Below are 24,939 nucleotides of genomic sequence, written 5' to 3'. Positions count from 1 at the left end.
TAATTTTTTATCGGAGTAAAATTATGAAAATAATGGTAATCCAAGGTCCAAATATCAATATGCTTGGCAAGAGAGATCGCAGAATATATGGCTCTATGACAATGAGCGATATACACGAACAGATGAAGGCAGTAGCGGATCAAGCTGGGGTTGGGATTGAGTTTTTTCAAAGCAATTTTGAGGGTGAAATAGTCGATAAAATTCAAGAGTGTTTGGGTGAATTTGATGGTATTATCATAAATCCAGCCGCTTATACTCATACTTCAATAGCCATTAGAGATGCCTTGGCAGCTGTAAATTTGCCTACTATTGAGGTTCATATTAGCAATATTTATCAAAGAGAGGAGTTTCGCCATAAGAGCTTAATAGCGCCTGTTTGTGCTGGGCATATCGCAGGATTTGGGCCAATTGGGTATCATTTAGCCATCATAGGTATGCTTCAAATTTTTGAGCAATTAAAGCGTATGGAGTCAGCTTCTCAAAATGCTTAATTATATCTTAAAAGATGAAAATGCCGTATATTTCGAGTGCGGTTACAGCTGTGATAATGAGATTTTTATTAAATTCCAAAATAGGGGATTTTTCATAACAGATTCTAGATATGCGATTGAGGCTAGAAGTATTATAACAAATAGCGAAGTGATCGAATCAAGAGATATTATCAAAAGCGCAAGATTGCTACTAAGGAGTCTTGGGGTGCGTGATATGATCTATAACCCAAGCGATTTTAGCTATTTTGATTTTGTAAATCTTAGTCGTGATTTACATATAAATTTCATAGCTAAAAATGAATTTTCTAAGCTAAAAAGGCAGATAAAAAGTAGCTTAGAGATTGAAATTTTAAAAGAGGCAGCAAGACTTGGAGCTAGTAAATTTGATGAGTTATCGCAGGCGATAAGTAGTGGAATGAGCGAAAAAACGATAAATTTCAAGGCTGAAAATATATTTAGAGATGGTGGGAATTTAGCTCTTAGTTTTAATCCCATCACTGCTATAAACGCCAATGCCGCCAAGGCTCACGCTTTGCCACTTGATGAGCGGATAAAAAGCAATGATTTATTACTAGTAGATGCTGGAGTGAGGTATCAAAGATATTGCTCAGATCGCACTAGAACGGCGGAATTTAAAGATGGATTTAAATTTACAAAAGAGCAGAAATTTTCAAATTCAAAACAAAATGAAATTTATCAAATAGTAAAAGAAGCGCAAAATTTAGCTATCAAAGCAGTCAAACCAGGAGTTAGGGCGTGCGATATAGACGCAGCGGCTAGGGATTTTATAGCTAAAAATGGCTATGGGGAGTGCTTTTTTCACTCTACAGGGCATGGGGTTGGGCTTGATATACATGAGTTTCCGATAATCAGCCCTAAAAGCACAACTATCATAGAACCAGGGATGGTATTTAGCGTTGAGCCAGGAATTTATATAGAGAGTGAATTTGGCATAAGAATAGAAGATGTCGTAGTAGTAACTAATGATGGGTGTGAAGTGCTTTGATGGATAGAATTTGCGTTGATGGGGCTAGGATGTTGCTTAGGAGTAGGTATTTTCCTAATGAATTTAACCCGCAAGCCCCGCACAAATATACCGCTATCATCGGTCTTGGTGGCAATATCGGTAACACAGCAAAGATATTTGATAGATTTTTAAATTTGATTTTAAAAGATAGGAGATTTGCTATAATCCAAAGCTCGCCAATGTTGGTAAATAAGGCATTTGGGTATGTTAGTAGGGATTATATAAATGCTGTTATAATCCTTAAAACTTCTTTATACGCTAAAGAAATTTTAAGGATTATGCAGCATTTTGAAAAGAGATTTAAACGCACTAGGGAGTTTAGAAATTCGCCAAGAACTTTGGACTTGGATATACTATATTTTAGTGCTAAGAGTTATAATAATAAGATTTTAACCTTGCCACATCCAGGGGCTAATAGCAGGGCGAGTGTATTTATCCCATTGGGTCTTATGAAAGGAGTATGATGGCTACAGTTTTAAAGACTTTTACAGGAGAGAGTGCGATAGAAGCACTAAAAAAGGCCAAAGAGGAGTGTGGCGAGAGTGCTATGCTAGTAACTACTAAGCAAATTCAGCCTAAAACCTTAAACAAAAAACCTCTATATGAGATTTTAGTAAGTGTAGAAGAGAATCAACCACCAAAAAGCACTGATGAAAAGGGCAAGCAAGCTCAAATCAATCAAATTCAAAAGCAGATCGCAGCCTACACACTAAGCTCAAATCAGCCCCCAGAGCCAAATAAATTTAATCAAAATAACCCAATAGAACAACCCAAAAAAGATAGCAACGATATTTTGCTTAATATCTCACAAGCTGCTAAGGAGATTAGCAAAGTAGCTGGTGTTAGCAACGAGACGAGCGATAAGGGCTTAGAATATGATAAAAAGATAGATGAAGTAGCAAAAGAGGTTAATAAACTCAACCAAAAAATCTCTATGATAGCTGATATGATATGGGATGATAGGTCTGAAAATCGTGATGATATCATTATTCCGCCGGAATTTGCTACTATATATAAACTAGCTAAGCAAAGCGGGATGAAAAGCGAGCATTTAAAAGGCATAATGCAAGCTACAATCGAGAATATGCCATCATCTATGAAGAGCAATCCAACCACGGTAAAGCGATATTTTTACTCACTTTTGCGCAATATGCTACCTTGTAGAAGTGAGAGCTTTGATAATAAAAAGCAAAGAATTATGATGTTAGTAGGTCCTACTGGCGTAGGCAAGACTACGACACTTTCAAAACTAGCCTATAAATTTGCTCATGGCGATCAGATCAGATATAAAACAGGGATTATAACCCTTGATACATATAGGCTTGGGGCGGTTGAGCAGCTGTTTCAATATGCTAAGATTATGAATATACCGATACTTGACGCGATTGAGCCTGAGGATTTTAGATCAGCTATTAAGAGCTTATCAAATTGCGATTTAATCTTAGTTGATACGATGGGAAGTAGTCAATATGATAGAGAGAAGTTGGTGCGACTTCATACATTTTTAAAAGAGTGCGGTAGCAAGGTTGATGTGAGTTTGGTGGTATCAGCTGGGTCAAAAATCGATGATTTATTGGAGATTTATAATAACTTTTCATCTTTGGATATTGATACTTTGATTATTACTAAATTTGATGAAACTAAGATATTTGGCAATATATTCTCTCTTATTTATGAAACGGGCGTGCCTGTTAGCTTCTTTTCAACTGGGCAAAATGTCCCTGATGATATTATGGAGGCTAAAAGCGAGTTTTTGGTTGGTTGTGTTTTAGATGGATTTAAAGGAGATGAGTGATGGATCAAGCAGATAAATTAAGAGAGTTAATGATAGCTCAAAAGATCAAAAAATCAACCCATTTTATAGCCATCACTAGCGGAAAAGGCGGAGTAGGCAAATCCACAGTAAGTGCGAATTTGGCTAATCTTTTAGCATCTAGTGGATATAAAATAGTGCTATTTGATGCTGATATTGGGCTAGCGAATTTGGATGTTTTGTTAAATGTTAAAATCAATAAAAATATGCTAGATGTGTTAAAAGGCGAATGTCCGCTTGAAGATATATTGATCAAAGTTAAGCCAAATTTAACACTAATTCCAGGTGAGAGCGGAGATGAAATTTTTAAATTTAATGATCAATTTTTATATGAGAAGTTTTTAAATCAAGCATCAATTTTAAAAGATGTTGATTTTGTGATTATAGATACAGGGGCAGGGATTGGCTCTAGTACCCAAGTATTTTTAGAAGCGTGTGATGAGATTATAGTGGTTACTGTGCCTGATCCAGCGGCGATAACTGACGCTTATGCTACAATTAAAGTTATTTCTAAAACAAAAAGCGATGTTTTTATGCTAATTAATCAAACAAGAAACGAAGATGAAGCACAAAAGATATTCCAAACTATCAAAATAGTAGCTGACAAAAACATCACGCATAAACTAAATTTAAGCCTTTTAGGTTGGTTGCCAAGTGATAAGGTTGTATCAAAGAGCATTAAGCAAAGAGCATTATTTACCACTGATGCGCCGCACTCTCTAGCTACAATTCAGCTTAAAAAAGCGGCAAATAATCTACTTGAGAAATTGGAACGAAAAGTGCTTGATACTAGCGAAGATAGAAGTTTTGCTGGCTTTTTCAAGCGTTTAATAGAGCAGTTTTAAAGGAATTTTGTGAGAGCAGATAATTATATAGCATTTTTTACAGTGTGTGGATTTTTCGTAGGTCTTATGTTTGTTATCCTTAAGATCGAAGATCCTGTAGAGATTGTTGTTTATACCTTGCTTATCACATTTTTTTTCTATATTATCATCCATATTGTGGTTATGAACTATATAGATGCCAAAAAGATTGGTCTAAAGATATTTAACAAAGAGCATCACGAAGAGATAAATGATTATCTCATTACAGAGCTTGCTATTAGAGAGCGTAAGCTTGATAGTATTGTTTTACACTTAGACCAAAAGCTCAAAAAATCAGGTAAAAAGCATGAACTACGCAAAGCAAAAGCAGCTTGATATATATAAATCTCAAATTAAAAAAGAGCAAGATGATTTAGTAATTGCCTATATGCCAGCTCTAAAGGCTATGGCTTATAGACTTAAATCCCGTTTGCCTAGCTCGGTGGAAGTTAGCGATCTAATCAGCGTAGGGAGCGAAGCTATGGTAAGGCTAAGTCATAGTTATGACAAGAGTCAAAATGATAATTTTTGGGGTTATGTCAAGCAAAGGGTCTATGGCTCGATGTTAGATTACCTTCGCACTCTTGATAATATAAGTAGAAATAGCCGTAAATTAGTCAAAGATATAGATCGCTTAGTAGATGAATACTATAATAAACATCAAAGCGAACCAAGCGATGAATATCTCGCTAAAACCTTAAATGAAGATATAAGCAAGATCAAAGAGGCTAGGAATTTAAGCGATATAGCATCTGTTTTGCGTTTAGAAGATCAATATGAGTTATTAAGTGAGTATAATACAGAAGCACAGATAGAAAAAGATGAGCTAATAGAGCATATTAAATTGATTTTAAATGAATTTAGTGAGCGTGACCAGATGATAATCCAGCTATATTATTATGAAGAGTTGAGCTTAAAAGAGATAAGTGAAATTTTAAATATAACAGAGTCTAGGATTAGTCAAATTCACAAAAGACTTATAACCAAAATTAGAGAAAGGCTAGGCTTTTAATGGCAGATATTTTAAGTCAAGAGGAGATAGATGCGCTTTTACAAGTTGTAGATGATGATGGAGATGGGCAGAGTGCTGATATCCCAGAGCACATAGAAGAGCCTAAACAGGTTGTTATATATGACTTTAAACGCCCAAATAGGGTTAGTAAAGAGCAGTTAAGAGCAGTTAAGGGGATACATGATAAATTAGCTAGAAATCTAGCATCACAAATTTCAAGCATTATGCGTAGTATCGTTGAGATTAGGCTTCACTCGGTTGATCAGATGACTTATGGTGAGTTTTTGATGAGTTTGCCAAGTCCAACTAGCTTTAATGTATTTTCTATCAAGCCACTTGATGGAAACTGCGTCTTAGAGATCAATCCTAGTATCGCATTTCCTATGATAGATAGACTTCTTGGTGGCAATGGCGATGGATTTGATAGTAATAATAGAGAGCTAACTGATATCGAGGTTAATCTTTTGGATGCGATTTTGCGTATTATTATGCAACGGCTTAAAGAGTCGTGGTCGATGATTACAGATATGTATCCAAATGTCGAAGCCAAAGAGTCTAGTCCAAATGTCGTCCAAATCGTTAGCCAAAATGAGATTGTCATTATGGTTGTTATGGAGATTATCATCGGAAACTCAAGTGGGATGATAAATTTATGCTATCCAGTCATCTATCTTGAGCCGATTTTAAGTCGCCTTGCTAATCGTGATATTATGCTTGGCGAAACCAGTGCGAAAAAGAGCCGTAACAAAGAGCTTAAAACCTTAATTGGTCGTGCTGAGGTGTTATATGAGGCGATTTTGGGTAAGACTGTGATTAGTGTGAGTGAGTTTTTGAATTTAGAAGTTGGCGATATATTAAGGCTTGATCGCAATGCCGATGACAAAGCTATAGTTTGTATAGACAAAAAAGAGGTATTCTTAGCCCAGATTGGAATTCATCGCTTTAGCAAATCTATTAAATTAGAAGAGCTTATCAAAACTGATAGAGATGAGATAAAAGCGATCTTAGAACAATACGAAGAGGATAGAAAAGCTAAGTTAATGGCATATAATGAGCCTGAAGAAGATAGCGACGAAGATAACGAAGAAGAGGATGACTACGATGATTAGATTTTTTGAGATTTTCAAAAATGAATTGAGTGCGACAATAGAGGGATTAACAGGTGCTACGCCGCAGATATCAGATCCGGCTGAATACGATGCCCCAACGCAAAATGGGATTAAAACCCCAGTTGTAATAGCTAATATAGCTCTAAGTGGCGATATAAATGGCAAGATGAATATCGTAGCTTCTCCACTTTTGCTGACTGCGATAAATGACTTGATGCTAGGCGAAGAAGAGCCAACAGGCAATGTAGTAATCGGCGATGATGAGCTAGATGCTGCAAAAGAGATATTTTCGAATTTGCTAAGCGCTATCACAACTAGCCTTGGTGCGGCTAAGGATATGCCAAAGATAAATTTCACTATCAACGCAGTTAAGTATATCGATGAGAATCAAATTTTGGATTTTACCTCATTTGAAAAGATGTTTTTGTATCAAGTTGGTATAGCGAATTTAAGCGAGATGATGGGGGTTTGTATTGATTTTGCGTTTTATAAATACTTTCATAAAGCAGAATCTTCAAACCAAAAAGAGAATAAATCAGAGCAGAAGCACGATCTAAGCGATGAGATTAGAAATATCGGGCTAATTATGGATGTAAGGCTACCGATTAGGGTGCGCATAGGATCTAAAAAAATGCTATTAAAAGATGTATTGTCTATGGATATTGGCTCTGTTATTGAGCTAAATCAGCTAGCAAATGATCCGCTTGAAGTCTTAATAGGTGATAAGCCAGTTGCCCTTGGCGAAGTGGTGATTGTAGATGGTAACTTCGGTGTCCAAATCACAGAAATCGGCAGTAAAAAAGAGCGCTTAGAACAACTCAAATAAATTTCTTATTGTCTCTAAATTTGCTATGAATTTAGCAAATTTAGAGAGATTTATCTTAAATTTTTTTACCAATAAATATAAAATGCCTTGAGCTACCTTCAAAATTATATAGATTAATCGGCGTATAATCACCAAAATATAGTGGCTCAAATAGCTTAAAATCATCTTTTAACTGCTCTATATCCTTAGTAAATTTAATATATGAGTCCTCGCTCATTCTACCTGTGGGGGTGCCTTGGATATGGGTTAAGCCATTTGGTAGTGGGGTGGATTTTTGATACATATCATAGCACTCATTTGCCATCATTGTAGCAAAGATTATGGCGCCATCATTACAGATATCATAAAGCTCTTTTATGGTAGTTTCGAAGTGATTTTTGCTAAGATAGTATAAACTTTGATTAGCAAAGATGAAGTCCATTTTTTGTTTAAATAGATGAGCAAATGAGCTATTTGGCTCGATTATATGAAAATTATCTTGATCTATATGGGGATCATTATGCCAAATTTGCTTTAAGCTTGGCACAATATCTATGCCAAATGGCCTTATACCCCCCCCTGAACGCTTAGCAAAATATTTAGAATGAACCCCATTACCACAACCAAAATCTAATAGATTTCCACTAGTTTTATTAAGAGCGAAATTTAAAATTCTCTCATAAAATCTAATAACATGTCCATCAGGAAACTCTAAGCCGTAGCCCTGTGTATCATACTTTGTAATGTATGCTGATAGTGAATTATCCATTTTTCTCCTTTAAAATTTGTTTGATTATAACTAATTTAAGCTTTATAAGCAAAATCCATCATCAACTATGATATTTTGCCCATTGATAAACTCGCTATAATCACTAAGCAAAAATATCAAAGCCCCGCAAATATCGCTAGGATCGAGCATTCCCTTGCTTAGGCAGACATCTTTATATTGTTTTAAAAATATCTCATTTTGATTATCCAAAATTCCCCCTGGGCTTATACAATTGACCCTAATGTTGCTCCCTTTTAGGTATTTAGCTAGGTAGCGACTTAGGTGGATTACGCCCGCTTTGATAGCGCTATAAGCTACTGGTGAGCTCATTTGCGTGCCTTTGTAGGTTTGGAATTTAGGAGCGACCACGCCTTGGATAGATGAGAGTGTGATTATATTGCCATATCCTTGAGTTTTGAAATATTTAGCAAATCTTTGCATCACCAAAAACGCCCCACCAAGCTGTAAATTTGTATTTAGACAAAAATCCTCATAATCCACATCAAAAAAGTGATTTGAAAAGCTTTTGGTTCTAGGATAGGCTGAATTTACCACAGCATCTATCTTGCCATATTTTTGGCTAACTTGTTCTATTAGATTATCTAGTGAGTTTTGGTTTGTGATATCTGTGCTTATGAAATCGCATTTTTGTTCTAAATTTGGTTTGGATATATCGGCGTTGATTGTTGTGGCGTGATTTTGGATAGTGGCGCTTACAAAGGCCTTGCCGATTAGTCCTGAGCCACCTATTATTACTACTACTTTATCTTTAAGCATTTTGACTCCTTAAAATTTGCTCTACAATCATAAAATCTAGCTCATCATCTATATCAATGCTGCGATTTTGAGGCATTATGTATAGTCCAGTTTTAGGCAAAAATAGCTCATCGTGATTTAATAAAATTTGAGATTTCCATATATAGATTGAGGCGTTCATATCATAGGTTTGCGGTGCATCTTGTCTGCGTAAAATCGCATTTGGGAGTGGTTTGCTTAAATTTATTGTGCCATCAATTTGCCTCTCTATTAGGTTAAAGTATGGGCTACGGCGACTAGGTGCGGCTGTGATTAGGATATCATTATCATCATCTATAAACTGCTTAAAAGCTCTATTGATATCACTAGCTAATCGAAGTGGCGAAGTGGCATCAAGGTCTATTATATAAGGAAATTCACGCTTATAATGCTCTTGCGATCTAATTAGCGCATCACGGATAGCAGGGATCTTCCCAGCGTTATCACTAGCTAGATTTTCATTTCGCTTGAAAAATACTTCACCACCATAATTTTGAGCCACGCTAGCTATCTCATCGCTATTCGTGCTGATAACTATGTGATCAAATAGTCCACACTCTCTAGCTTGATTTATTGTGTGGGCAATTAATGGGAGACCAGCAATTTGGCGGATATTTTTATTCTTAACTCCCTTGCTACCGCCCCTAGCACAGATGGTACATAGTATATCACTCATCTATTATCCTTTTGAATTTGATCTATTAATCTCATTGTATCTAGAGCTTCATTCAATTTACATATATATTTTTGTAAGCCCAAAGCATCGGCGTGCATAGCCATAAATAGAGCATTTCTATCTAAATTTGGCTCATTGATTAGCGTGGTTAATCCATCTTTATTAGTGATTTTAAGCTCATTTGCTATAAGATCAAGATGATAGCTATTATCATTTGTCTCAACGAAAATTTGGCGATTTGCCACTTTGCTTAGGTAGTTTAGGCTAATATTGATTAAAGCACCATTAGAGCGAGCTAATATCATTGATATATCATCGCTTGTGATGTTTAAATTTGAAATTTTATCTTGAACGCCTTTGATTAATTCTAGATTAAATCCACATAAAAATCTGATATAATCAATCTCATGACTAAGATCTAGCAAAACCCCACCACCACGCTCTTTATAAGCACTATATGATTTGGTATAATCCCTATTTCGCCAAGAAGGTAGATATTGACCGCATCGTGCCTCAATGGATAGAATTTTTTCATTTTTTAGCATATTTTTTAGCTTTAATATCAAAGGGTGAAATCTAAGATTATAGCCAATTAGAATTTGATTATTTGGGCTAAATGGCTTAAATTTATCAAATAACGGCTTTTCACAAAGTATGATTTTACCAGATACTTTAGAGTCAATATAGCTTAAATGCTCATAGTGCAGATGCGTCGCAGAAGCGATGATGAAGTAGTCATATATCTCTAAATTTACCTCATGTAAATCTTTGTAAATAGTGATATTTTCTATATTTTGTGATGATATGGCGTGGGCTTTTATCCCCATTTTACTTAGCACTTCATAGTGTCTAAGCCCGATTGAGCCCATAGAGATGATGAGTGCTCTCATGAGAAAAACTCATTGTAAATTTCATTTGCGGTATTATACTCCTCGATTCTACCTATATCTAGCCACTTTTCGCTAATTGGATAGGCCTTTGGATTAAGGCCTTTAGCGGCTAGTTGATTAAATAGATCTGGCATATCAAGATAGCTATTTTTATCTATTAAATCCAAAATTTGTGGCTTTAGCATATATATTCCAGCACTTACATGAAATTTGGATTTTGGCTTTTCTGTGATGGATTTTATGGTGTTATCATCTAAATTTACAACCCCATAAGGCACTTGCATCTCATACTCTCGCACGCACATTGTGGCTATGGATTTGTGAGCGTTGTGATAGTCGTGAAGTTTGCTAAAATCAGCGTTAGTTAGCAGGTCAGCATTCATCACGAAAAACTCATCTTGTGGTCTATCAATAAGGCTTAAAGCCCCAGCTGTTCCTAGTCGTTTGCTCTCGTGAATGTAACTGATATTGATACCAAATTTATCTCCATTGCCAAAATACTCTTTGATAATCTCTGAGCGGTAATTAACACATATTGTAAAATTTAGGTATCCATAAGAAGTAAAGCTTTCGATTATGGTTTGTAAAATGGGCTTTGGCCCTACATGGAGCATTGGCTTTGGGATTTTGCTAGTAAGTGGGCGAAGTCTCATACCAAGCCCGCCTGCCATCAATACCACTTGATTTGGCTTTGTTTTGTTTGATTCATAGATATTTTTGATCGCTATTGCTATGCCATTTTGATCTATAATTGGTATGTAGCGGATATTTTTGGCTTTTGCTTTTGTCAGGATAGAAGCTGGGATTATGGGGGAATTTGAGATGATCGGCGTGCGGTAGTATAGGCTCTCAATGCTACTAGTAAGCTCCATTGAATTTAGTAGTCCACGCCTGATATCTCCATCGCTTATCGTGCCTAGGAGCGCTCCATTTTCATCTACGACCAAAGCCATTTGTAAAGCACCATTGTTTATTATCTTTAATGCCTCTTTGATCGTGCTATTTGGGCTTAGTTTTATAGAGTTTATATCCATAATATACCCTTTTTGCTCATAGGGCAATACCCCCCCCCAATCTCTCATACTATATCCTTAAATTTTTTTACTGTTATGCCTTTTAAATTTATATTTTTTAGCACCTTTATTATGGCTTTGCTAGGTTTTGAGTTGCCATATGGATTTTGCTTTTTTTGGACTATTTTTTGAAATTTTGAAGTGTAGGCTAGTTTTATCGCTTTTAAAATTTGAGATTTAATCGGCTTGGTATCTATGACGCTTAAAGCCTTTAATCTACCATCTTGCCTAGAGCCTACATTTATAGTAGCAACCCCTAAGCTTGGGGCTTCTAAAAGGCCGCTTGAGCTATTGCCTAAGATTATATCTACATATTTTAAAGCGCTTAAATACCTTAAGCTACCCAAAGAGGCAAAGGCGATGGAGTTTGGGTGGGATTTGACATACTCATCTATCATTTTATTTATAGCCATTCCACCAGCATCGCTATTGGCTTTGGTAAAGATGATATTTGTATCTTTTAGCTCACTTAGGGCTTTTAAAATCTCTTTAAAGTCATCTTGACTATCCTTTTTTGTAGTGAGTGGATGGTATGTAACTAAGATATTTTTCTTATTTAATTTAAATTTGATTGAGTCTTGAAATTTTCTTTTGCTTAAAAGCTTTAATCTTTTGATATTTTCAATTCCCATTCCACCGACATTAAATATAAATTTAGGATCCTCTCCTAGCTGAGCCACCCTTTTAGCATACTCTTTGGCTGCGGTAAAATGGATATTTGCCATCTTAGTAATGCTATGTCTAAATGCCTCATCTATCGCTCCAGCACTTAGCTCACCACCATGAATATGAGCTATAGGAATTCCAAGCACCAAAGCAGCCGCCGCAGCGCAAAATATCTCATATCTATCACCCAAAACAACCACTATATCAGGGCTAAGCTCACTTAAGGCTTTTCCAATTTTACTAATGGCTTCACCCATTGATTTACACACGCCAAGAGCGTCGTTTGAGAAATTTAATATATCTACTTTTTTATCGATATTAAACTCATTTTGAATTTCTAAATATGTATTGCCATATTCGCTTCTTAGATGGCTACCTGTAACTACTAGCTGAAGTCTTAGACTATCACTAATGCTAAGCTCACTAATAAGCCAATATAATAGCCCATACTCAGCCCTAGAGCCTGTAATTACACAAATTTTTCTCATATTATCTCATCTTTTTTATAATCTTTTTTAGCTATTTGCCCTATGACTTTATCCCATTTCATCGGACTTATGCCAATTAGAAGGCTTCTTTTGGTGATGATATTTTGCTCATTTAAAATTTCCCCCTTAATAATATCACGCTTTGCTACTATGGATTTTCTAACGATATTGATATTTTCAATCTCGCTTGGGCTTGGACGCTTGATACCATCGCCTAAAGAGGCCTCTATAGCCCTAATCCCATCTACCATCATTTTTAGCTCATTTGGCTCTAAACTAGCTTTGTGATCTGGGCCATTTTGAGTTTTATCAAGCGTGAAGTGCTTCTCTATCACGCTAGCGCCAAGGGCAACAGCCCCAATAGGCACATAAATCCCCAAAGTGTGATCGCTATAGCCAAATTTAACCCCAAATTGCGCTCCAATGCTATTCATCGCTTTTAAATTCACATCACAAAATGGGGTTGGATACTGCGTATTAGCGTGTAAAATCGTGATATTTTCTAGCTTTGTATATTGCGTAAGAATGCTTAAAGCATCGCTTATTTCACTCATTGTCGCCATACCAGTTGAGAGAATTATCGGTTTTTGAAATTTAGCTATGGTGCGAAGTAGGGGTAAATTTGTAATCTCCCCACTTGGAATTTTAAAACTCTTAATCCCAAGCTCATAGAGCATATTAGCTGAGTCTATATCAAAAGGCGTAGATAAAAAGTCAATCCCAAGGCTTTTAGCGTGTGAGATTAGCTCAACATGGTCATCATAGCTTAGCTCAAGGGCTTTTAGCATATCATATTGGCTTTGGTTGGCATTTGTAGTTTGCTTTTGATAACTAGCTTTTAAAGCCGTTTTGCTAGCTAAATTCTCAGCCTTAAAAGTTTGAAATTTCACCGCATTTGCTCCAGCCCTGTAAGCCTCATCTATCAAGGCTTTAGCGCTATCTAAACTGCCATTGTGATTTACTCCTGCTTCAGCTATTATATATACTTTTTGCATAGTTTTACTCAAAATCGCTAAATTCTAAAGGCTTGGCAAATTTAAGATCTTTTAGCGCTCTTTTGCCTATTACTTCATCATAATATTTAGGGTGCAAGCCTTGAGCTGGACGAATGGAGCGGATATTTTGTGGGGTTAAAATTTCCCCTTTTTTAATATCTTTTGTTACAAAAAGCGATCTAGCATATTTGCGATTTTTCTCATCAAAGCTATAATCTACCTTTCCTAGAGCCTTATAGGCATTTTTGACTGCTTTTGCCATGGCGCTAAACTCATCATAATTAAGAGAAAATCCGCTATCTTCGCCGCCTAAGGCTCTATCAAGTGTGAAGTGCTTCTCTATCACGCTAGCACCAAGGGCAACAGCGCAAATTGGCACCTCTAAGCTCATTGAGTGATCGCTTAGACCGACCTTAACGCCAAGTGGGCTAAATCTAGCTACCATATCAGCTATGGTAGCAATATTCATATCCTCTATCTTAGCTGGATAATCAGAAGTGCATTTAAGAATGGTTATATCATTGTTTCCTACACTTTTACAAGCTTCAATTGCCTCATATATTTCTTCAATTTCAGATACTCCAGTTGAGATAATCATAGGCTTTTTATGCTTTGCTGCGTAGCGAATAAGCGGATAATCCATCGCTTCAAATGAGGCTATTTTATACCTACTTACATTGATACTTTCTAAAAAATCAACCGCACTAAAATCAAATGGCGTGCTAAAAAACTCAATCCCAATCTCATCAGCATAAGCTTTAAGCTCGCCTTGCCACTCCCAAGGGGTATAGGCCTTTTGATAAAGCTCATACAGGCTCTGCCCAGCCCAAAGCTCATCATCTCTAGTCATGAAAATCTCATCTCTAGAATTAATCGTGATGGTATCGGCGGTGTAGGTTTGAACTTTGATAGCATCGGCACCTGCATCTTTAGCGGCTTTTATGATTTTAAAGGCTAAATTCTTATCACCGCAGTGGTTTGCTGACATTTCAGCTATGACAAATGGATTCATATCAACTCCAAATTTAATTTTATAGATTTTATCCAAAAAATCCAAAATTATAGCTTGTAAGCCAAAATAATACCAAATTTAAATGGTATTTTGATTTTTGGCTATTTGGATTGGAGTTTAGGGGTGAAATTATGATATTTTATAGACTAATGGAATTTGAATTTCAATGGTTTTATCATATTTTGGAAAGTGCTTTGACGCATCTAAAATAGTGGTTAATGCTGCGTCGTTTAATATCTCATATGGTGAGCCTTTTATAATTTTAAGAAATTTAAGCTTCATATCCTTAGTCCATGTGAATTTCACCACAACTTCGCCTTGCTGTTTTAATTTTCTAGCCATTCTAGGGTATCTATGCTCTTTATCAATTGCCGATTTTATCGCAGCTAAGAATGGATGATTGGTTGAATTTGAGATATTAAAGCTCTCTATTTGCTCGGCTGAATTAACTTGAGCCAAAGGGGCTTGAGAGCTAACATTTGTCGTAGCTATCTGTTCTACTTGCTCTGGTATCGGCTTCGTAGCTGGTTTTATAGCTGGTTTTGGTTTGTGTCTTGGCTTTTTGATCGACTTTTGGATCGGTTCAATTGGCTTAGCAATTGGCTCTATTATAGGTTCGATATTGTGAGTTGTGGTGGGACTGGCTTGTTTGGATGAGGCTTGGATAATCTGGCTTAAAGATATGCTATTATCAGCGCTAATAGATGGTGTAATGGGCTTTAATACATTTAACCCAAGCCAAAGAAACGGTAAAAACAGTATAGTAGTCAGACAAAATGATTGTGTTTTGGTTGAATTTGAGATATATCTTATCATTGTGCCCTTTCTGTAATGATAGCGAAATTTTCGTGATGATTTAATTTTAATATATCTATGACTTTGACAAAACTATCAAATCTCGCCTCTTTATCGCTTTTTAGCTCTACTATTGTATCTTTTGGCGTGATTGATATTTTATTGCTTAGCTCATCAATGCTAATTTGCGTATCATCAAGATAAAATTTGTCATCTTGGTCTATTATGATGGTTAATTTCTCCTTAGACTCAAGCGGTTTAGCAGAGCTAGCACTTGGCAAATCTACTTTGATTTTACCGCTTGCGATAAAGGTTGAGATACTCAAAACCATCGCTAAGACAACTAGCATAATATCAATAAATGGGATTATATTTAACCCTTCGTTTTTAGGTAATTTAATCAAGATTCTATCCTATTTTGATATTTGCTAGATATCAAATTCACGCCTCGCAAAAGATAGTTATAAGCTATCAAGCTAGGAATTGCTACTAGTAGCCCAAGCGCAGTTGCTTTAAGCGCTAATGAAAGACCCAAAACCACACTTTTAACATCAATAGTAGCTGAAATACTCATATCATAAAAGCTAATCATAATCCCAATAACAGTACCTAAAAGTCCGACATATGGGGCATTTGAGTAGATTATATATAGAGTAGTGAGATTGTAGCTTAGGGCGTTATCTAATTCGGTTTGATTAGAATAGTTATCAAAATCAACTCGCCTTAAAAACAGAACTCTCTCTATAACGCACCAGCAAGCTACAAACGCCATAATACCAAGCGTAGCAAAGATTATGTAATCTATGTATTCTTTTAAAAATTCCATTAAAATCTCCAAAAATTTTGATAATTATACTCAAAATAACTTTAAAATAAAATTATAAAAACAGGAGATTTATAGCTTAAATTTGATATTATAATTAAATAAATTCCATTTAATTAATAATCTTAAGAATTATTATCAAAACTAATATTAAATTATAAATTTGAGATAATATCTTTTAAATAATTTGAATCTTTGATAAAATCATCTAAATTTTCTTTACTATCTTTGATAGTCTCAATAGCCAAAAACTCGCCCCCACGCAAGATTGATACAATCCTAGCTATATCGATACTGCCATCACCAAAGTGTAAATGAGCGTCAAATTTAGCCTCTTGGTCATTGTCACTTATGTGATAAATTGTAGGTTTTAGGGTATTGAATTTGGTTATATAATCATATGGATTTAACCCTTGATAGTTCGCACTACACAGAGCATGCCCCGCATCAAGACAAAAATCACACCCAACTTCGCTTAAAATCTCTTTGATATCTTCGTATGTGCTACCTACGCAAAATGCGTTGTTATCGCTATCTATGGGGACTATATATGGTTTATTTTCTATAGCAAATTTGAGATTCTTGATCATTTTCATCTGTCTTATACTCTCTTTGAGTTTGCCACCAATTCCTGGATGAAAGATGGTATATAGGGCTTCAAGCTCATTTTGATATACTTTCACCTCTTCGCATAAATTTAAATTATCATTAAGTTTATTAGGATTAGAAAAGTCAAGCCCACTGCTAAAATGCGGAGCATGGATGGCGAATTTAACCCCGCAATCTTTGGCTAGGCTTTTCCATTTTGATATCATATTAAGGCTATTTGGCACCGCATAAAGCTCGATATAATCATATACCCCAAGCTCAAAAAGCTCTCTTGCTGGTGATATATAATTTTCATTTAAACTCCAAAGTTTTAAACCAATTTTATAACTCATTTTTGACCTTAAATTTAATCTGCGCCATATTCCAATCATCCATTGTATCGATATCTTGAGCTAGGGATTCATCTATTATATATGGGATTATATTGTTGCTATAAAGCCATGAAGTTTTATGGAAATAAAACATTCCCGCATCATGATACATAGGCTCTAAATCCTGACTTCTTTTTGTGGCGTTTTGTGGTTCATTATATTGTAAAATTCCATCTACAATTCTAAAAGCCCTTTGAATCGGAAAGCTAAATTTCACCACCGGCGTCAGTCCATCAGCACCGCTAGATATAAACTTATCATACGCATCACGCAAGATACCACCATCTAAAAACGGCACACAAGGATACACACAGCATATCGCACTTGGTTCAATCCCAAGATTTTTATACTCACCAATCACCTCTATTAAAACATCATTAGTAGTAGCGTAATCATCAGAGTTTTTTCTTGAGCGCATAAAAGGCACTTTAGCACCTAAATTTCGAGCTATATTAGCAATCTCATCATCATCTGTTGAGACCATAATCTCATCAAAGATATTTGAGTTTTGACAAGCTTGTATAGCGTAAGCTATCATAGGTTTTCCCATAAATTCTTTGATATTTTTGCGTGGAATTCGCTTTGAGCCACCCCTTGCTGTGATGATAGCTAGATTATTTATCATAATCCCAAATCCTTAGCATCTATAAGCGTAGGCACTCCACGCACAGCACCAGTGGCAAAAATCCTATCTACTTGAGATTTAAATTCACTAATTTTCTTATCACTTATATCTGTTGGCTCTTTTGTATCTATAGAGAAATATTTTCTTAAAATTGCTATTTTAGTGGCATCATCTTTGGCATTTTTGGCTTCGTTTAAAATAGCTATAGATTTTTTAATTGCTGGAATTCCATGCGATGAGACTGGGGCTAGGATGACTTTTAAATTTGATTTTTCAAGCTTATTTTCTATCAATTCTAAATCCTGACGACAAAATGGACAATCAGGGTCTGTAAATAGATATTTTGTCTCTTTATTTTTATCATCTCCTATTGTTATAATGCTATTTTTTGGTAGTGATTTTATCACTTTGCCAAGGGATTTTGCGGCCTCTTTTAGAGCTATTTTGTTTTGTTCGTTTTCGAAATTTGCTAGGTAGCTAAATTTGTTTTTGATATCTATAATATCAGGAAAGATATACTCTCCATCGCTATAAAGTGCGCTATAAACACTATTTTTGCCATCGCTTATTTTGATTTTGATCTCTTCGAAATTTGTGTTTGGTATATTTTTGCGTGAGTCGATTGAGTATTTTAATTGGCTATTATCTCCTTTAAAAATCTCTAAAATTTCAGACTCGCTTAAAGCACCAAAGAGCAAGCTAGAGCTTAGAATTGAGCTTACAAATATCTTTTTCATTCTATATCCTTATTATATATAAATCGCAATTATATGGGCGAATTTTAAACAAAAATCACAATCTATTATCAAATTTTTAAGAATCCAAAGCTCAAAAATGGCATAATATTACCTTAACTAACACAAATTTTAAATTTGATTTGAAATTTTTATATAAAATTTGATTATATATCTATTAGATATATTTATCTTTAAATAGCTTTCAAGCTCTATTTTATCATTAAAAAAGATTAATTTTATCTTAAATAAAATAAGTAAAATTTATATTTAATAAAAATAATTAATACTTAAAGAGTATTTTTAGCTTAAATTCGCTATTTTTTATTTACTTTTAGTTATTATATTTCTAATCGCAAACCAAATTTTGTAAGGAGTTTCATTATGAAAAGTAGATTACTTTTAAGTTCTGTATTAGTTGCTACATCTTTATTTGCTGCTAGTGATGCTGATCTTTTAAAAGCTGCTAAAGATGCTGGTTTAAAAGCACTTCCAACTACACAAGCCCAAGTAGATGAGATGCTAAAAGAGATAGGCGTAAAACCAAATAAATTTACAAAGGCAAAAGCCGAACTTGGTAAAAAGCTATATTTTGAGCCAAGATTATCAAAAAGCGGTATAATCAGCTGTAATACATGCCACAATCTAGGTCTAGGCGGAACTGATGGTATCGCTGCTGCTGTGGGACACAAATGGACGGAAAATCCGCACCATCTAAATAGCCCAACAGTCTATAACTCAGTGCTAAACACAACACAATTTTGGGATGGTCGTGCTATGACTTTAGTAGATCAAGCCAAAGGCCCGATAGAAGCTGAACCAGAGATGGCTACTCCAGCAGCACTTGCAGTAGAGAGAATAGGCTCACTTCCAGAGTATCAGGCTGAATTTAAAAAAATATATAAAGATGGTATTACATTTGACAATATCGCTGATGCGATCGCAAGTTTTGAAAGAACACTTCTTACTCCATCTAAATTTGATAAATTTATGAATGGCGACTTAAAAGCTCTAAACAAAGCTGAAAAAGAAGGCCTACAAACTTTCATTGACAAAGGTTGTGTTACTTGTCACACAGGTGTAAATCTAGGTGGATCTATGCAAGCATTTGAAATAGCAGGTAAATATAAATTTGCTAATATTGGGGACTTTAAAGGTGATGCAAATGGTATGGTTAAAACTCCAACTCTAAGAAATGTAGCAGAGACTGCTCCATACTTCCATAATGGTGCTATATGGAAACTTGATGAAGCTGTAAAAGAGATGGGAAGCGTCCAATTAGGTATCGAAATCAGCGATGCTGAAGCAAAAAGCATTATTAACTTCTTAAATGCTCTAACAGGCGAAAAACCAAAAATTGTATATCCACAATTCCCTATAAGCACAGAAGCTACTCCAAAACCAGAGCTATAATCTCAATGCCTACCAAATCGGTAGGCCAAATTCAAATTTCATCCCAAATTTAGTCAAAATTTATAATAAATTTAGTATAATCACGCCTTAATATCCAAAATAGCTCCATAAATCTCTTTGATAAATTTTTTATTTAAGAGTGCTTTTTGGTCTTACCAAATTTTAAAGGATAGTTTGATGTATGCGATTATCAAACATGGCTCAAAACAGTATAAAGTTAGCGAAGGCGACTTCCTAAATTTAGATCATTTTGAAGCCGAAGCAAAGTCAATTGTTGAAATCACCGAGGTTTTAGCAGTTAATGATGGCAGTTTAAAGGTAGGTGCGCCGTTTGTGAGTGGTGCAAAAGTTGTTTTAGAAGTTATACGAGAAGGTAAAGATAAAAAAATCGTTATCTACAAAAAACGCAGAAGAAAAGATTCAAAATTAAAACGCGGTTTTAGAAGAGAATACACTCGTGTAAAAGTTACAAGTATAAAAGCCTAAGGAGAGTAGAGTATGGCACACAAGAAAGGTCAGGGTTCAACCCAAAATAACCGTGATAGTATAGGTCGCCGCTTAGGTGTTAAAAAATTCGGTGGTGAGTTCGTAAGAGCTGGAAATATCATAATCCGCCAAAGAGGAACGGCTACTCATCCAGGCAATAATGTAGGTATGGGAAAAGATCATACTATATTTGCTTTGGTTGATGGTTTTGTGAAATTCGAAAGAAAAGATAAAGATAGAAAAAAAGTTTCTGTCTATCCAGCTGCATAATCTAAGCCCCATAATTTGGGGCTTTTCTCTTTTTATTATCTCTTAATAGCCTTTAAATAAAGGATATCCAAATGTTTATCGATAGTGTAAATTTTAGTGTAAGTAGCGGCAAGGGTGGCGCTGGGTGCGCTAGTTTTCGCCGTGAAAAGCATGTTTTATTAGGTGGGCCAGATGGCGGCGATGGCGGAAATGGCGGTGATGTATATTTCATAGTTGATAACAACACTCACACCTTAGCTAACTACAAAGGCAAAAGAGTCTTAAAAGCTCAAAATGGCCAACCCGGACTTCCTAGAAATATGAGTGGCAAAAAGGGTGAAAATCTAAATTTAATTGTCCCACCCGGCACCGTAGTATATGATAATGATAGTGGTGATATATTGCTAGATTTGACAATCCAAGGGCAAAAAGAGTTATTTTTAAAAGGTGGAAAAGGCGGACTTGGTAATGTTCATTTCAAAACAAGCGTCAATCAAGCCCCATCAAAAGCCCAGCCAGGACTTCAAGGTGAGAGTAAAAATATCCGTTTAGAGCTAAAACTCATAGCTGATGTTGGATTAGTAGGTTTTCCAAATGTTGGCAAATCCACTTTAATCTCAAGCATATCAAACGCAAAACCACAAATTGCTAATTATGAATTCACAACTCTCACACCCAAATTAGGCCTTGTAGAAGTGGATGAATTTAGTGGATTTGTGATGGCTGATATCCCAGGTATCATAGAGGGTGCTAGCGATGGCAAGGGGCTTGGATTGCAATTTTTAAAGCATATTGAGAGGACAAAAATTTTGCTTTATATGATAGATTTAGCAAATTATCGCTCACTTAAAGAGCAGTTTGAAACTCTTAAAAATGAAGTTTTGAAATTCTCACCAAATCTAGCCAAAAGAGATTACGCCATAGCCCTAACTCGCCTTGATGCGGCGATGTATAGTGATGAGAGGATAGAAGAGTTTTTGAGTGAGTTTAAATTTGATAAAAAACAAGATATTTATGAGTATAATCACCAAAAGCCATTTTTTGTTTTGCCTATTTCTAGCGCTACGGGAGAGGGATTAAAAGAGCTTAAATTTAATCTTTTGGAGCTTTTAAATTCAAATTAAATTTAATGTTTTATTATATTTCCTTATATGTATAATAAAAATTAGCTAATTAAAAAGTCTATTTGAGTTAGCTAATTTTGCTTTTATTCTAACCAAATTTTTAAGCCAAAAATAGTATAATCACAAAATTTATTTTTAAATTCAAGGCAATAAGTGATGAAAAGAGTGGTGATAAAAGTAGGCTCTCATGTTTTAAGCGATGAGAGCTCAATTAATCAAAATAGGATAGATAATCTTTGTAAATTTCTAAGTGAATTGAGTGATAAATTTGAGGTGATATTAGTTAGTAGTGGGGCTATTAGTGCGGGGCAAACGAAGTTTAATCTACCTAGGACAAGCGTGGTAAATAAGCAAATTTTATCTAGTTTAGGCCAACCATATCTGATGGAAATTTACTCTAAAACATTATCAAAATATAATAAATTAGCAGCTCAAATTCTCCTTACGGCGGGGGATTTTGACTCTAGGAAGATTACAAATCATGCCAAAAATGTTATCAATGGTTTGCTTGAAAATAAAATTTTACCAATTATAAATGAAAACGATGCCACAGGAATTAGCGAGATAGTTTATGGCGATAATGATAGGCTCTCAAGTGCGGTAGCACACTATTTTGACGCTGATTTATTGGTGATATTAAGCGATATAGATGGGTATTACACAGCTGATCCAAGCCTAGATAAGAGCGCAACAATCCGCCCACTAGTCACTGCTTTAAGTGATGAAGAGTTAAATAAAACTAGCTACACAGGTAGCAAGCACGGCACAGGCGGCATCACCACAAAGCTCTTAGCGGCTGATTTTTTGATGAAAAATGGCAAAGATATGTTTTTAGCTAGTGGATTTGATCTAAAAGTAGCTAGAGAATTTCTTTTAAACTCAAGCCAAATCGGCGGGACAATTTTTAAGGGTAAAAGATGAAAAATATCGTATTTATGGGAACTCCGAGCTATGCTAGTAGAATTTTGGACGAAATTTATAAAGAGGGATTTAATATATTAGCTATCTACACTCAACCAGACAAACCAGTAGGCAGAAGTGGCGAACTAACCCCGCCCGATGTGAAAAAAACAGCTATAAATTTAGGCCTTGTGAGCATAGTCTATCAGCCAAATTCACTCAAAGATGATGGAGTCAAAGAGCATATAAAATCACTAAATCCAGATATTATAATAGTAGCAGCTTATGGGCAGATTTTACCAGTTGAAATTCTAGATATCGCACCTTGTGTAAATTTGCACGCTTCTATCTTGCCAGATTATCGTGGTGCGTCGCCGATACAATCAGCGATTTTAGACCAAAATAGATTAAGTGGCGTAACGGCTATGAAGATGGATGAGGGGCTAGATAGTGGCGATATATTGGCATTTAGCGTCATTGATATAGCTAAATTAAACTCTCAAGAGTTGTTTGAAACATTAAGTGATATAGCAGCAAATTTAACTATCAAAATCTTAAAAGAATATGAAGACATCAAGCCTATTAAGCAGTTTAACGCTCTTAGCTCAAAGTGTAAAAAGATTAAAAAAGATGATGGATTAATAAATTTACAAAGTGATAAAGCTAGTGAAATTTGGGCTAAATTTTTAGCATATTTTGGTTGGCCGGGTATTTTCACACAAAATGGAGTAAAAATTTTGGATATGGAAATTTCGAATTTAAATGGCGAAGTTGGCAAGATTATAAGCGTAAATAGCGATGGATTTGTGATCGGGGCAGTTGGCAATGGGATATTGATCAAAAAAATTCAAATAGCCGGTAAAAAACCAGTTGATGGAATAAGTTATCTAAATGGCAAAAGGATAGGCATTGGAGATAGAGTATCTTTGTGAGTGTGAATCTACTCAAACCAAACTAATTAATGATATAAAATCACTACAAAAATCCCCACCATGCGCCATCATAGCTGATTCGCAAAGCTTTGGTATCGGTAGTAGGGCAAATAGCTGGGATAGCCCAAGGGGGAATTTATATCTTAGTTTTGCGATAGATGAGAGTGAGCTACCAAGCGACTTAGCCCCAGCATCAGCTAGCATATATTTTGCTTTTATTTTAGTTTTAGCTCTAAGGGATAAAGGCTCTAAAACTTGGCTAAAATGGCCTAATGATCTATACCTAGCAAATCGCAAAATCGCTGGCATCATCACCACCAAGATCAACAATATCTATATATGCGGTATAGGATTAAATTTAACTAATTGCCCAAATTACGCCGATTGTTTGGATATAGAGTTTAGTAGAGATGATATAGTGGATTTATACTTCAAAAGTTTAAGCACCAAGCCAAAATGGAAGCAAATTTTTAGCAAATATTTGATAGAATTCGAGCTATCAAAGAGTTTTTCCATCCATATAGATGATAAAGAAGTTAGCCTAAATGACGCTAAACTAGAAAATGATGGCTCAATAATAATAAATAATAAAAGGGTGTATTCAGCAAGATGAGTGAGATTATAACCATTGCCAACCAAAAAGGCGGCGTAGGCAAGACTACAACAGCTGTGAATTTAGCAGCATCTTTGGCCGTGGCTGAGAAGAGAGTTTTGCTACTTGATATAGATCCACAAGCCAATGCTACAACTGGTTTGGGATTTAAAAGAAGTGATTATGAATTCAATATCTACCATGTCCTAACAGGTAGAAAAAATATAAATGATATAGTTTTAAAAACAGAGCTAAAAATGCTTGATATCGCCCCATCAAATATAGGATTAGTAGGCATAGAACAAGAATTTAGCGAACAAAATAGAGATTATAAAACCATTTTAAAAAATAAACTTGCCATAATCCGTGATAGCTATGATTATATCATCATTGATAGCCCGCCAACTCTTGGGATTTTGACTATTAATGCACTTACTGCTAGTGATAGTGTTATTATCCCGATCCAGTGTGAATTCTACGCTATGGAGGGGTTAGCACAAATTTTCAATACCGTAAAAGTGATAAAAGAGACAATAAACCCAAAACTAACTATAAAGGGATTTTTGCCTACAATGTATAGCGCACAAAATAACCTTTCTAAAGAGACGGTAGCCGACCTTAAAAAGCACTTTAGCAATAAATTATTTAAAGCACAAAATTGCGAAGATGGATTTGTGATAATCCCTAGAAATGTAAAATTAGCCGAAAGCCCAAGCTTTGGTAAGCCTGTAATTTTGTATGATATTAAATCTAGTGGCTCACAAGCTTATCAAAATTTAGCTTACTCGATAATGGGGTAGGA

General features: G+C 35.3%; 31 protein-coding genes. 17 read left to right on the top strand and 14 right to left on the bottom strand.

Annotation, left to right across the window (positions count from 1 at the left end):
• The first annotated feature begins 23 nt into the window (after positions 1–23).
• The 9 genes from aroQ to fliY are packed head-to-tail and all read left to right on the top strand — an operon-like array spanning position 24 to position 7,141.
• Positions 24–491 carry a type II 3-dehydroquinate dehydratase gene (gene aroQ, locus CLAN_RS06310; RefSeq protein WP_096014120.1) on the top strand — a complete coding sequence of 156 codons (468 nt, stop codon included), beginning with the start codon at positions 24–26 and terminating at the stop codon, positions 489–491.
• On the top strand, positions 484–1,497 hold the full coding sequence (locus tag CLAN_RS06305) for a M24 family metallopeptidase (protein WP_100590849.1): 1,014 nt from the start codon (positions 484–486) through the stop codon (positions 1,495–1,497). The genes aroQ and CLAN_RS06305 overlap by 8 nt, the downstream gene beginning before the upstream one ends.
• Complete coding sequence (gene folK / locus CLAN_RS06300; protein ID WP_096015591.1) at positions 1,497–1,982, top strand: 2-amino-4-hydroxy-6-hydroxymethyldihydropteridine diphosphokinase; 486 nt, start codon at positions 1,497–1,499, stop codon at positions 1,980–1,982. The genes CLAN_RS06305 and folK overlap by 1 nt, the downstream gene beginning before the upstream one ends.
• Positions 1,982–3,313 carry a flagellar biosynthesis protein FlhF gene (flhF, locus tag CLAN_RS06295; protein WP_096018338.1) on the top strand — a complete coding sequence of 444 codons (1,332 nt, stop codon included), beginning with the start codon at positions 1,982–1,984 and terminating at the stop codon, positions 3,311–3,313. Before folK ends, flhF begins: the two co-directional genes overlap by 1 nt.
• Complete coding sequence (locus CLAN_RS06290; protein WP_167368941.1) at positions 3,313–4,176, top strand: MinD/ParA family protein; 864 nt, start codon at positions 3,313–3,315, stop codon at positions 4,174–4,176. Before flhF ends, CLAN_RS06290 begins: the two co-directional genes overlap by 1 nt.
• 9 nt (positions 4,177–4,185) lie before the next feature.
• Entirely contained in the window at positions 4,186–4,530 is a 345-nt protein-coding gene (locus tag CLAN_RS06285) for a hypothetical protein (protein ID WP_096014115.1), read from the top strand.
• On the top strand, positions 4,502–5,206 hold the full coding sequence (locus tag CLAN_RS06280) for an RNA polymerase sigma factor FliA (RefSeq protein ID WP_096017530.1): 705 nt from the start codon (positions 4,502–4,504) through the stop codon (positions 5,204–5,206). Before CLAN_RS06285 ends, CLAN_RS06280 begins: the two co-directional genes overlap by 29 nt.
• Positions 5,206–6,315: a flagellar motor switch protein FliM gene (fliM, locus tag CLAN_RS06275; RefSeq protein ID WP_096014113.1), complete on the top strand. Its 1,110-nt coding sequence runs from the start codon at positions 5,206–5,208 to the stop codon at positions 6,313–6,315. The genes CLAN_RS06280 and fliM overlap by 1 nt, the downstream gene beginning before the upstream one ends.
• Positions 6,308–7,141, top strand: a complete 834-nt coding sequence (gene fliY / locus CLAN_RS06270; protein ID WP_096017531.1) for a flagellar motor switch protein FliY — start codon at positions 6,308–6,310, stop codon at positions 7,139–7,141. The genes fliM and fliY overlap by 8 nt, the downstream gene beginning before the upstream one ends.
• A gap of 55 nt (positions 7,142–7,196) precedes the next feature.
• On the opposite strand, the gene CLAN_RS06265 is transcribed toward fliY, so the two are convergent.
• The 14 genes from CLAN_RS06265 to CLAN_RS06200 all read right to left on the bottom strand — a co-directional run bounded on the left by CLAN_RS06265 (position 7,197) and on the right by CLAN_RS06200 (position 18,444).
• A complete protein-coding gene (locus CLAN_RS06265) occupies positions 7,197–7,889 on the bottom strand; it encodes a class I SAM-dependent methyltransferase (RefSeq protein ID WP_100590847.1) in 693 nt (230 codons plus the stop codon).
• Between the two features lie 42 nt (positions 7,890–7,931).
• Complete coding sequence (locus CLAN_RS06260) at positions 7,932–8,666, bottom strand: oxidoreductase (protein WP_100590846.1); 735 nt, start codon at positions 8,664–8,666, stop codon at positions 7,932–7,934.
• Positions 8,659–9,360 (bottom strand): acylneuraminate cytidylyltransferase family protein, encoded by a 702-nt coding sequence (locus CLAN_RS06255; RefSeq protein ID WP_100590845.1) that lies wholly within the window; start codon positions 9,358–9,360, stop codon positions 8,659–8,661. The genes CLAN_RS06260 and CLAN_RS06255 overlap by 8 nt, the downstream gene beginning before the upstream one ends.
• On the bottom strand, positions 9,357–10,250 hold the full coding sequence (locus CLAN_RS06250; protein WP_100590844.1) for a Gfo/Idh/MocA family protein: 894 nt from the start codon (positions 10,248–10,250) through the stop codon (positions 9,357–9,359). Before CLAN_RS06250 ends, CLAN_RS06255 begins: the two co-directional genes overlap by 4 nt.
• Positions 10,247–11,332, bottom strand: a complete 1,086-nt coding sequence (locus tag CLAN_RS06245; RefSeq protein ID WP_232045871.1) for a nucleotidyltransferase family protein — start codon at positions 11,330–11,332, stop codon at positions 10,247–10,249. Before CLAN_RS06245 ends, CLAN_RS06250 begins: the two co-directional genes overlap by 4 nt.
• Positions 11,329–12,477, bottom strand: coding sequence for a UDP-N-acetylglucosamine 2-epimerase (neuC, locus tag CLAN_RS06240; protein ID WP_100590843.1), 1,149 nt, complete (start codon positions 12,475–12,477; stop codon positions 11,329–11,331). The genes CLAN_RS06245 and neuC overlap by 4 nt, the downstream gene beginning before the upstream one ends.
• The gene (gene neuB, locus CLAN_RS06235; RefSeq protein WP_100591055.1) at positions 12,474–13,472 is read right to left on the bottom strand and encodes an N-acetylneuraminate synthase; all 999 of its coding nucleotides are present in this window, start codon (positions 13,470–13,472) and stop codon (positions 12,474–12,476) included. The genes neuC and neuB overlap by 4 nt, the downstream gene beginning before the upstream one ends.
• A gap of 4 nt (positions 13,473–13,476) precedes the next feature.
• The gene (gene pseI / locus CLAN_RS06230; RefSeq protein WP_100590842.1) at positions 13,477–14,484 is read right to left on the bottom strand and encodes a pseudaminic acid synthase; all 1,008 of its coding nucleotides are present in this window, start codon (positions 14,482–14,484) and stop codon (positions 13,477–13,479) included.
• 129 nt (positions 14,485–14,613) lie between these two features.
• Entirely contained in the window at positions 14,614–15,300 is a 687-nt protein-coding gene (locus CLAN_RS06225; protein ID WP_100590841.1) for an energy transducer TonB, read from the bottom strand.
• Positions 15,297–15,683, bottom strand: a complete 387-nt coding sequence (gene exbD, locus CLAN_RS06220; protein WP_100590840.1) for a TonB system transport protein ExbD — start codon at positions 15,681–15,683, stop codon at positions 15,297–15,299. The genes CLAN_RS06225 and exbD overlap by 4 nt, the downstream gene beginning before the upstream one ends.
• Positions 15,680–16,105: a TonB-system energizer ExbB gene (exbB, locus tag CLAN_RS06215; RefSeq protein ID WP_096018346.1), complete on the bottom strand. Its 426-nt coding sequence runs from the start codon at positions 16,103–16,105 to the stop codon at positions 15,680–15,682. Before exbB ends, exbD begins: the two co-directional genes overlap by 4 nt.
• Positions 16,106–16,257: 152 nt before the next feature.
• The gene (locus CLAN_RS06210) at positions 16,258–17,043 is read right to left on the bottom strand and encodes a sugar phosphate isomerase/epimerase family protein (protein ID WP_100590839.1); all 786 of its coding nucleotides are present in this window, start codon (positions 17,041–17,043) and stop codon (positions 16,258–16,260) included.
• Positions 17,033–17,707 carry a pseudaminic acid cytidylyltransferase gene (gene pseF, locus CLAN_RS06205; RefSeq protein WP_100590838.1) on the bottom strand — a complete coding sequence of 225 codons (675 nt, stop codon included), beginning with the start codon at positions 17,705–17,707 and terminating at the stop codon, positions 17,033–17,035. Before pseF ends, CLAN_RS06210 begins: the two co-directional genes overlap by 11 nt.
• Positions 17,704–18,444, bottom strand: coding sequence for a thioredoxin domain-containing protein (locus tag CLAN_RS06200; protein WP_096017543.1), 741 nt, complete (start codon positions 18,442–18,444; stop codon positions 17,704–17,706). The genes pseF and CLAN_RS06200 overlap by 4 nt, the downstream gene beginning before the upstream one ends.
• A gap of 381 nt (positions 18,445–18,825) precedes the next feature.
• On the opposite strand from CLAN_RS06200, the gene CLAN_RS06195 reads away from it, so the two are divergent.
• The 8 genes from CLAN_RS06195 to CLAN_RS06160 all read left to right on the top strand — a co-directional run bounded on the left by CLAN_RS06195 (position 18,826) and on the right by CLAN_RS06160 (position 24,937).
• The gene (locus CLAN_RS06195; RefSeq protein WP_100590837.1) at positions 18,826–19,854 is read left to right on the top strand and encodes a cytochrome-c peroxidase; all 1,029 of its coding nucleotides are present in this window, start codon (positions 18,826–18,828) and stop codon (positions 19,852–19,854) included.
• Between the two features lie 177 nt (positions 19,855–20,031).
• Positions 20,032–20,340 (top strand): 50S ribosomal protein L21, encoded by a 309-nt coding sequence (gene rplU / locus CLAN_RS06190; protein WP_086252651.1) that lies wholly within the window; start codon positions 20,032–20,034, stop codon positions 20,338–20,340.
• Positions 20,341–20,352: 12 nt separating this feature from the next.
• Positions 20,353–20,610: a 50S ribosomal protein L27 gene (rpmA, locus tag CLAN_RS06185; RefSeq protein ID WP_038455086.1), complete on the top strand. Its 258-nt coding sequence runs from the start codon at positions 20,353–20,355 to the stop codon at positions 20,608–20,610.
• A gap of 71 nt (positions 20,611–20,681) precedes the next feature.
• Positions 20,682–21,713, top strand: coding sequence for a GTPase ObgE (gene obgE, locus CLAN_RS06180; protein WP_100590836.1), 1,032 nt, complete (start codon positions 20,682–20,684; stop codon positions 21,711–21,713).
• Positions 21,714–21,869: 156 nt separating this feature from the next.
• Positions 21,870–22,634 carry a glutamate 5-kinase gene (gene proB / locus CLAN_RS06175; protein WP_100590835.1) on the top strand — a complete coding sequence of 255 codons (765 nt, stop codon included), beginning with the start codon at positions 21,870–21,872 and terminating at the stop codon, positions 22,632–22,634.
• Positions 22,631–23,545, top strand: coding sequence for a methionyl-tRNA formyltransferase (gene fmt / locus CLAN_RS06170; protein WP_100590834.1), 915 nt, complete (start codon positions 22,631–22,633; stop codon positions 23,543–23,545). Before proB ends, fmt begins: the two co-directional genes overlap by 4 nt.
• Complete coding sequence (locus tag CLAN_RS06165) at positions 23,523–24,158, top strand: biotin--[acetyl-CoA-carboxylase] ligase (RefSeq protein ID WP_100590833.1); 636 nt, start codon at positions 23,523–23,525, stop codon at positions 24,156–24,158. Before fmt ends, CLAN_RS06165 begins: the two co-directional genes overlap by 23 nt.
• On the top strand, positions 24,155–24,937 hold the full coding sequence (locus CLAN_RS06160; RefSeq protein WP_096018352.1) for a ParA family protein: 783 nt from the start codon (positions 24,155–24,157) through the stop codon (positions 24,935–24,937). Before CLAN_RS06165 ends, CLAN_RS06160 begins: the two co-directional genes overlap by 4 nt.
• Positions 24,938–24,939 lie beyond the last annotated feature (2 nt).

The organism is Campylobacter lanienae NCTC 13004 (assembly GCF_002139935.1).
Classification (GTDB): domain Bacteria; phylum Campylobacterota; class Campylobacteria; order Campylobacterales; family Campylobacteraceae; genus Campylobacter; species Campylobacter lanienae.
This window is presented reverse-complemented; position numbering and strand designations above follow the sequence as displayed.

What these genes read in the sequence shown, in the direction of transcription:
- CLAN_RS06290 (WP_167368941.1), top strand. Translation starts at nt 3,313, where the DNA reads ATGGATCAAGCAGATAAATTAAGAGAGTTAATGATAGCTCAAAAGATC.
- CLAN_RS06195 (WP_100590837.1), top strand. Translation starts at nt 18,826, where the DNA reads ATGAAAAGTAGATTACTTTTAAGTTCTGTATTAGTTGCTACATCTTTA.
- CLAN_RS06210 (WP_100590839.1), bottom strand. Translation starts at nt 17,043, where the DNA reads ATGAGTTATAAAATTGGTTTAAAACTTTGGAGTTTAAATGAAAATTAT.
- neuC (WP_100590843.1), bottom strand. Translation starts at nt 12,477, where the DNA reads ATGAGAAAAATTTGTGTAATTACAGGCTCTAGGGCTGAGTATGGGCTA.
- CLAN_RS06280 (WP_096017530.1), top strand. Translation starts at nt 4,502, where the DNA reads ATGAACTACGCAAAGCAAAAGCAGCTTGATATATATAAATCTCAAATT.
- obgE (WP_100590836.1), top strand. Translation starts at nt 20,682, where the DNA reads ATGTTTATCGATAGTGTAAATTTTAGTGTAAGTAGCGGCAAGGGTGGC.
- pseF (WP_100590838.1), bottom strand. Translation starts at nt 17,707, where the DNA reads ATGATAAATAATCTAGCTATCATCACAGCAAGGGGTGGCTCAAAGCGA.
- rplU (WP_086252651.1), top strand. Translation starts at nt 20,032, where the DNA reads ATGTATGCGATTATCAAACATGGCTCAAAACAGTATAAAGTTAGCGAA.
- rpmA (WP_038455086.1), top strand. Translation starts at nt 20,353, where the DNA reads ATGGCACACAAGAAAGGTCAGGGTTCAACCCAAAATAACCGTGATAGT.
- CLAN_RS06265 (WP_100590847.1), bottom strand. Translation starts at nt 7,889, where the DNA reads ATGGATAATTCACTATCAGCATACATTACAAAGTATGATACACAGGGC.
- CLAN_RS06255 (WP_100590845.1), bottom strand. Translation starts at nt 9,360, where the DNA reads ATGAGTGATATACTATGTACCATCTGTGCTAGGGGCGGTAGCAAGGGA.
- CLAN_RS06305 (WP_100590849.1), top strand. Translation starts at nt 484, where the DNA reads ATGCTTAATTATATCTTAAAAGATGAAAATGCCGTATATTTCGAGTGC.
- fmt (WP_100590834.1), top strand. Translation starts at nt 22,631, where the DNA reads ATGAAAAATATCGTATTTATGGGAACTCCGAGCTATGCTAGTAGAATT.
- fliY (WP_096017531.1), top strand. Translation starts at nt 6,308, where the DNA reads ATGATTAGATTTTTTGAGATTTTCAAAAATGAATTGAGTGCGACAATA.
- CLAN_RS06160 (WP_096018352.1), top strand. Translation starts at nt 24,155, where the DNA reads ATGAGTGAGATTATAACCATTGCCAACCAAAAAGGCGGCGTAGGCAAG.
- folK (WP_096015591.1), top strand. Translation starts at nt 1,497, where the DNA reads ATGGATAGAATTTGCGTTGATGGGGCTAGGATGTTGCTTAGGAGTAGG.
- proB (WP_100590835.1), top strand. Translation starts at nt 21,870, where the DNA reads ATGAAAAGAGTGGTGATAAAAGTAGGCTCTCATGTTTTAAGCGATGAG.
- flhF (WP_096018338.1), top strand. Translation starts at nt 1,982, where the DNA reads ATGGCTACAGTTTTAAAGACTTTTACAGGAGAGAGTGCGATAGAAGCA.
- exbB (WP_096018346.1), bottom strand. Translation starts at nt 16,105, where the DNA reads ATGGAATTTTTAAAAGAATACATAGATTACATAATCTTTGCTACGCTT.
- CLAN_RS06200 (WP_096017543.1), bottom strand. Translation starts at nt 18,444, where the DNA reads ATGAAAAAGATATTTGTAAGCTCAATTCTAAGCTCTAGCTTGCTCTTT.
- CLAN_RS06250 (WP_100590844.1), bottom strand. Translation starts at nt 10,250, where the DNA reads ATGAGAGCACTCATCATCTCTATGGGCTCAATCGGGCTTAGACACTAT.
- aroQ (WP_096014120.1), top strand. Translation starts at nt 24, where the DNA reads ATGAAAATAATGGTAATCCAAGGTCCAAATATCAATATGCTTGGCAAG.
- neuB (WP_100591055.1), bottom strand. Translation starts at nt 13,472, where the DNA reads ATGCAAAAAGTATATATAATAGCTGAAGCAGGAGTAAATCACAATGGC.
- CLAN_RS06245 (WP_232045871.1), bottom strand. Translation starts at nt 11,332, where the DNA reads ATGAGAGATTGGGGGGGGGTATTGCCCTATGAGCAAAAAGGGTATATT.
- CLAN_RS06225 (WP_100590841.1), bottom strand. Translation starts at nt 15,300, where the DNA reads ATGATAAGATATATCTCAAATTCAACCAAAACACAATCATTTTGTCTG.
- pseI (WP_100590842.1), bottom strand. Translation starts at nt 14,484, where the DNA reads ATGAATCCATTTGTCATAGCTGAAATGTCAGCAAACCACTGCGGTGAT.
- fliM (WP_096014113.1), top strand. Translation starts at nt 5,206, where the DNA reads ATGGCAGATATTTTAAGTCAAGAGGAGATAGATGCGCTTTTACAAGTT.
- CLAN_RS06260 (WP_100590846.1), bottom strand. Translation starts at nt 8,666, where the DNA reads ATGCTTAAAGATAAAGTAGTAGTAATAATAGGTGGCTCAGGACTAATC.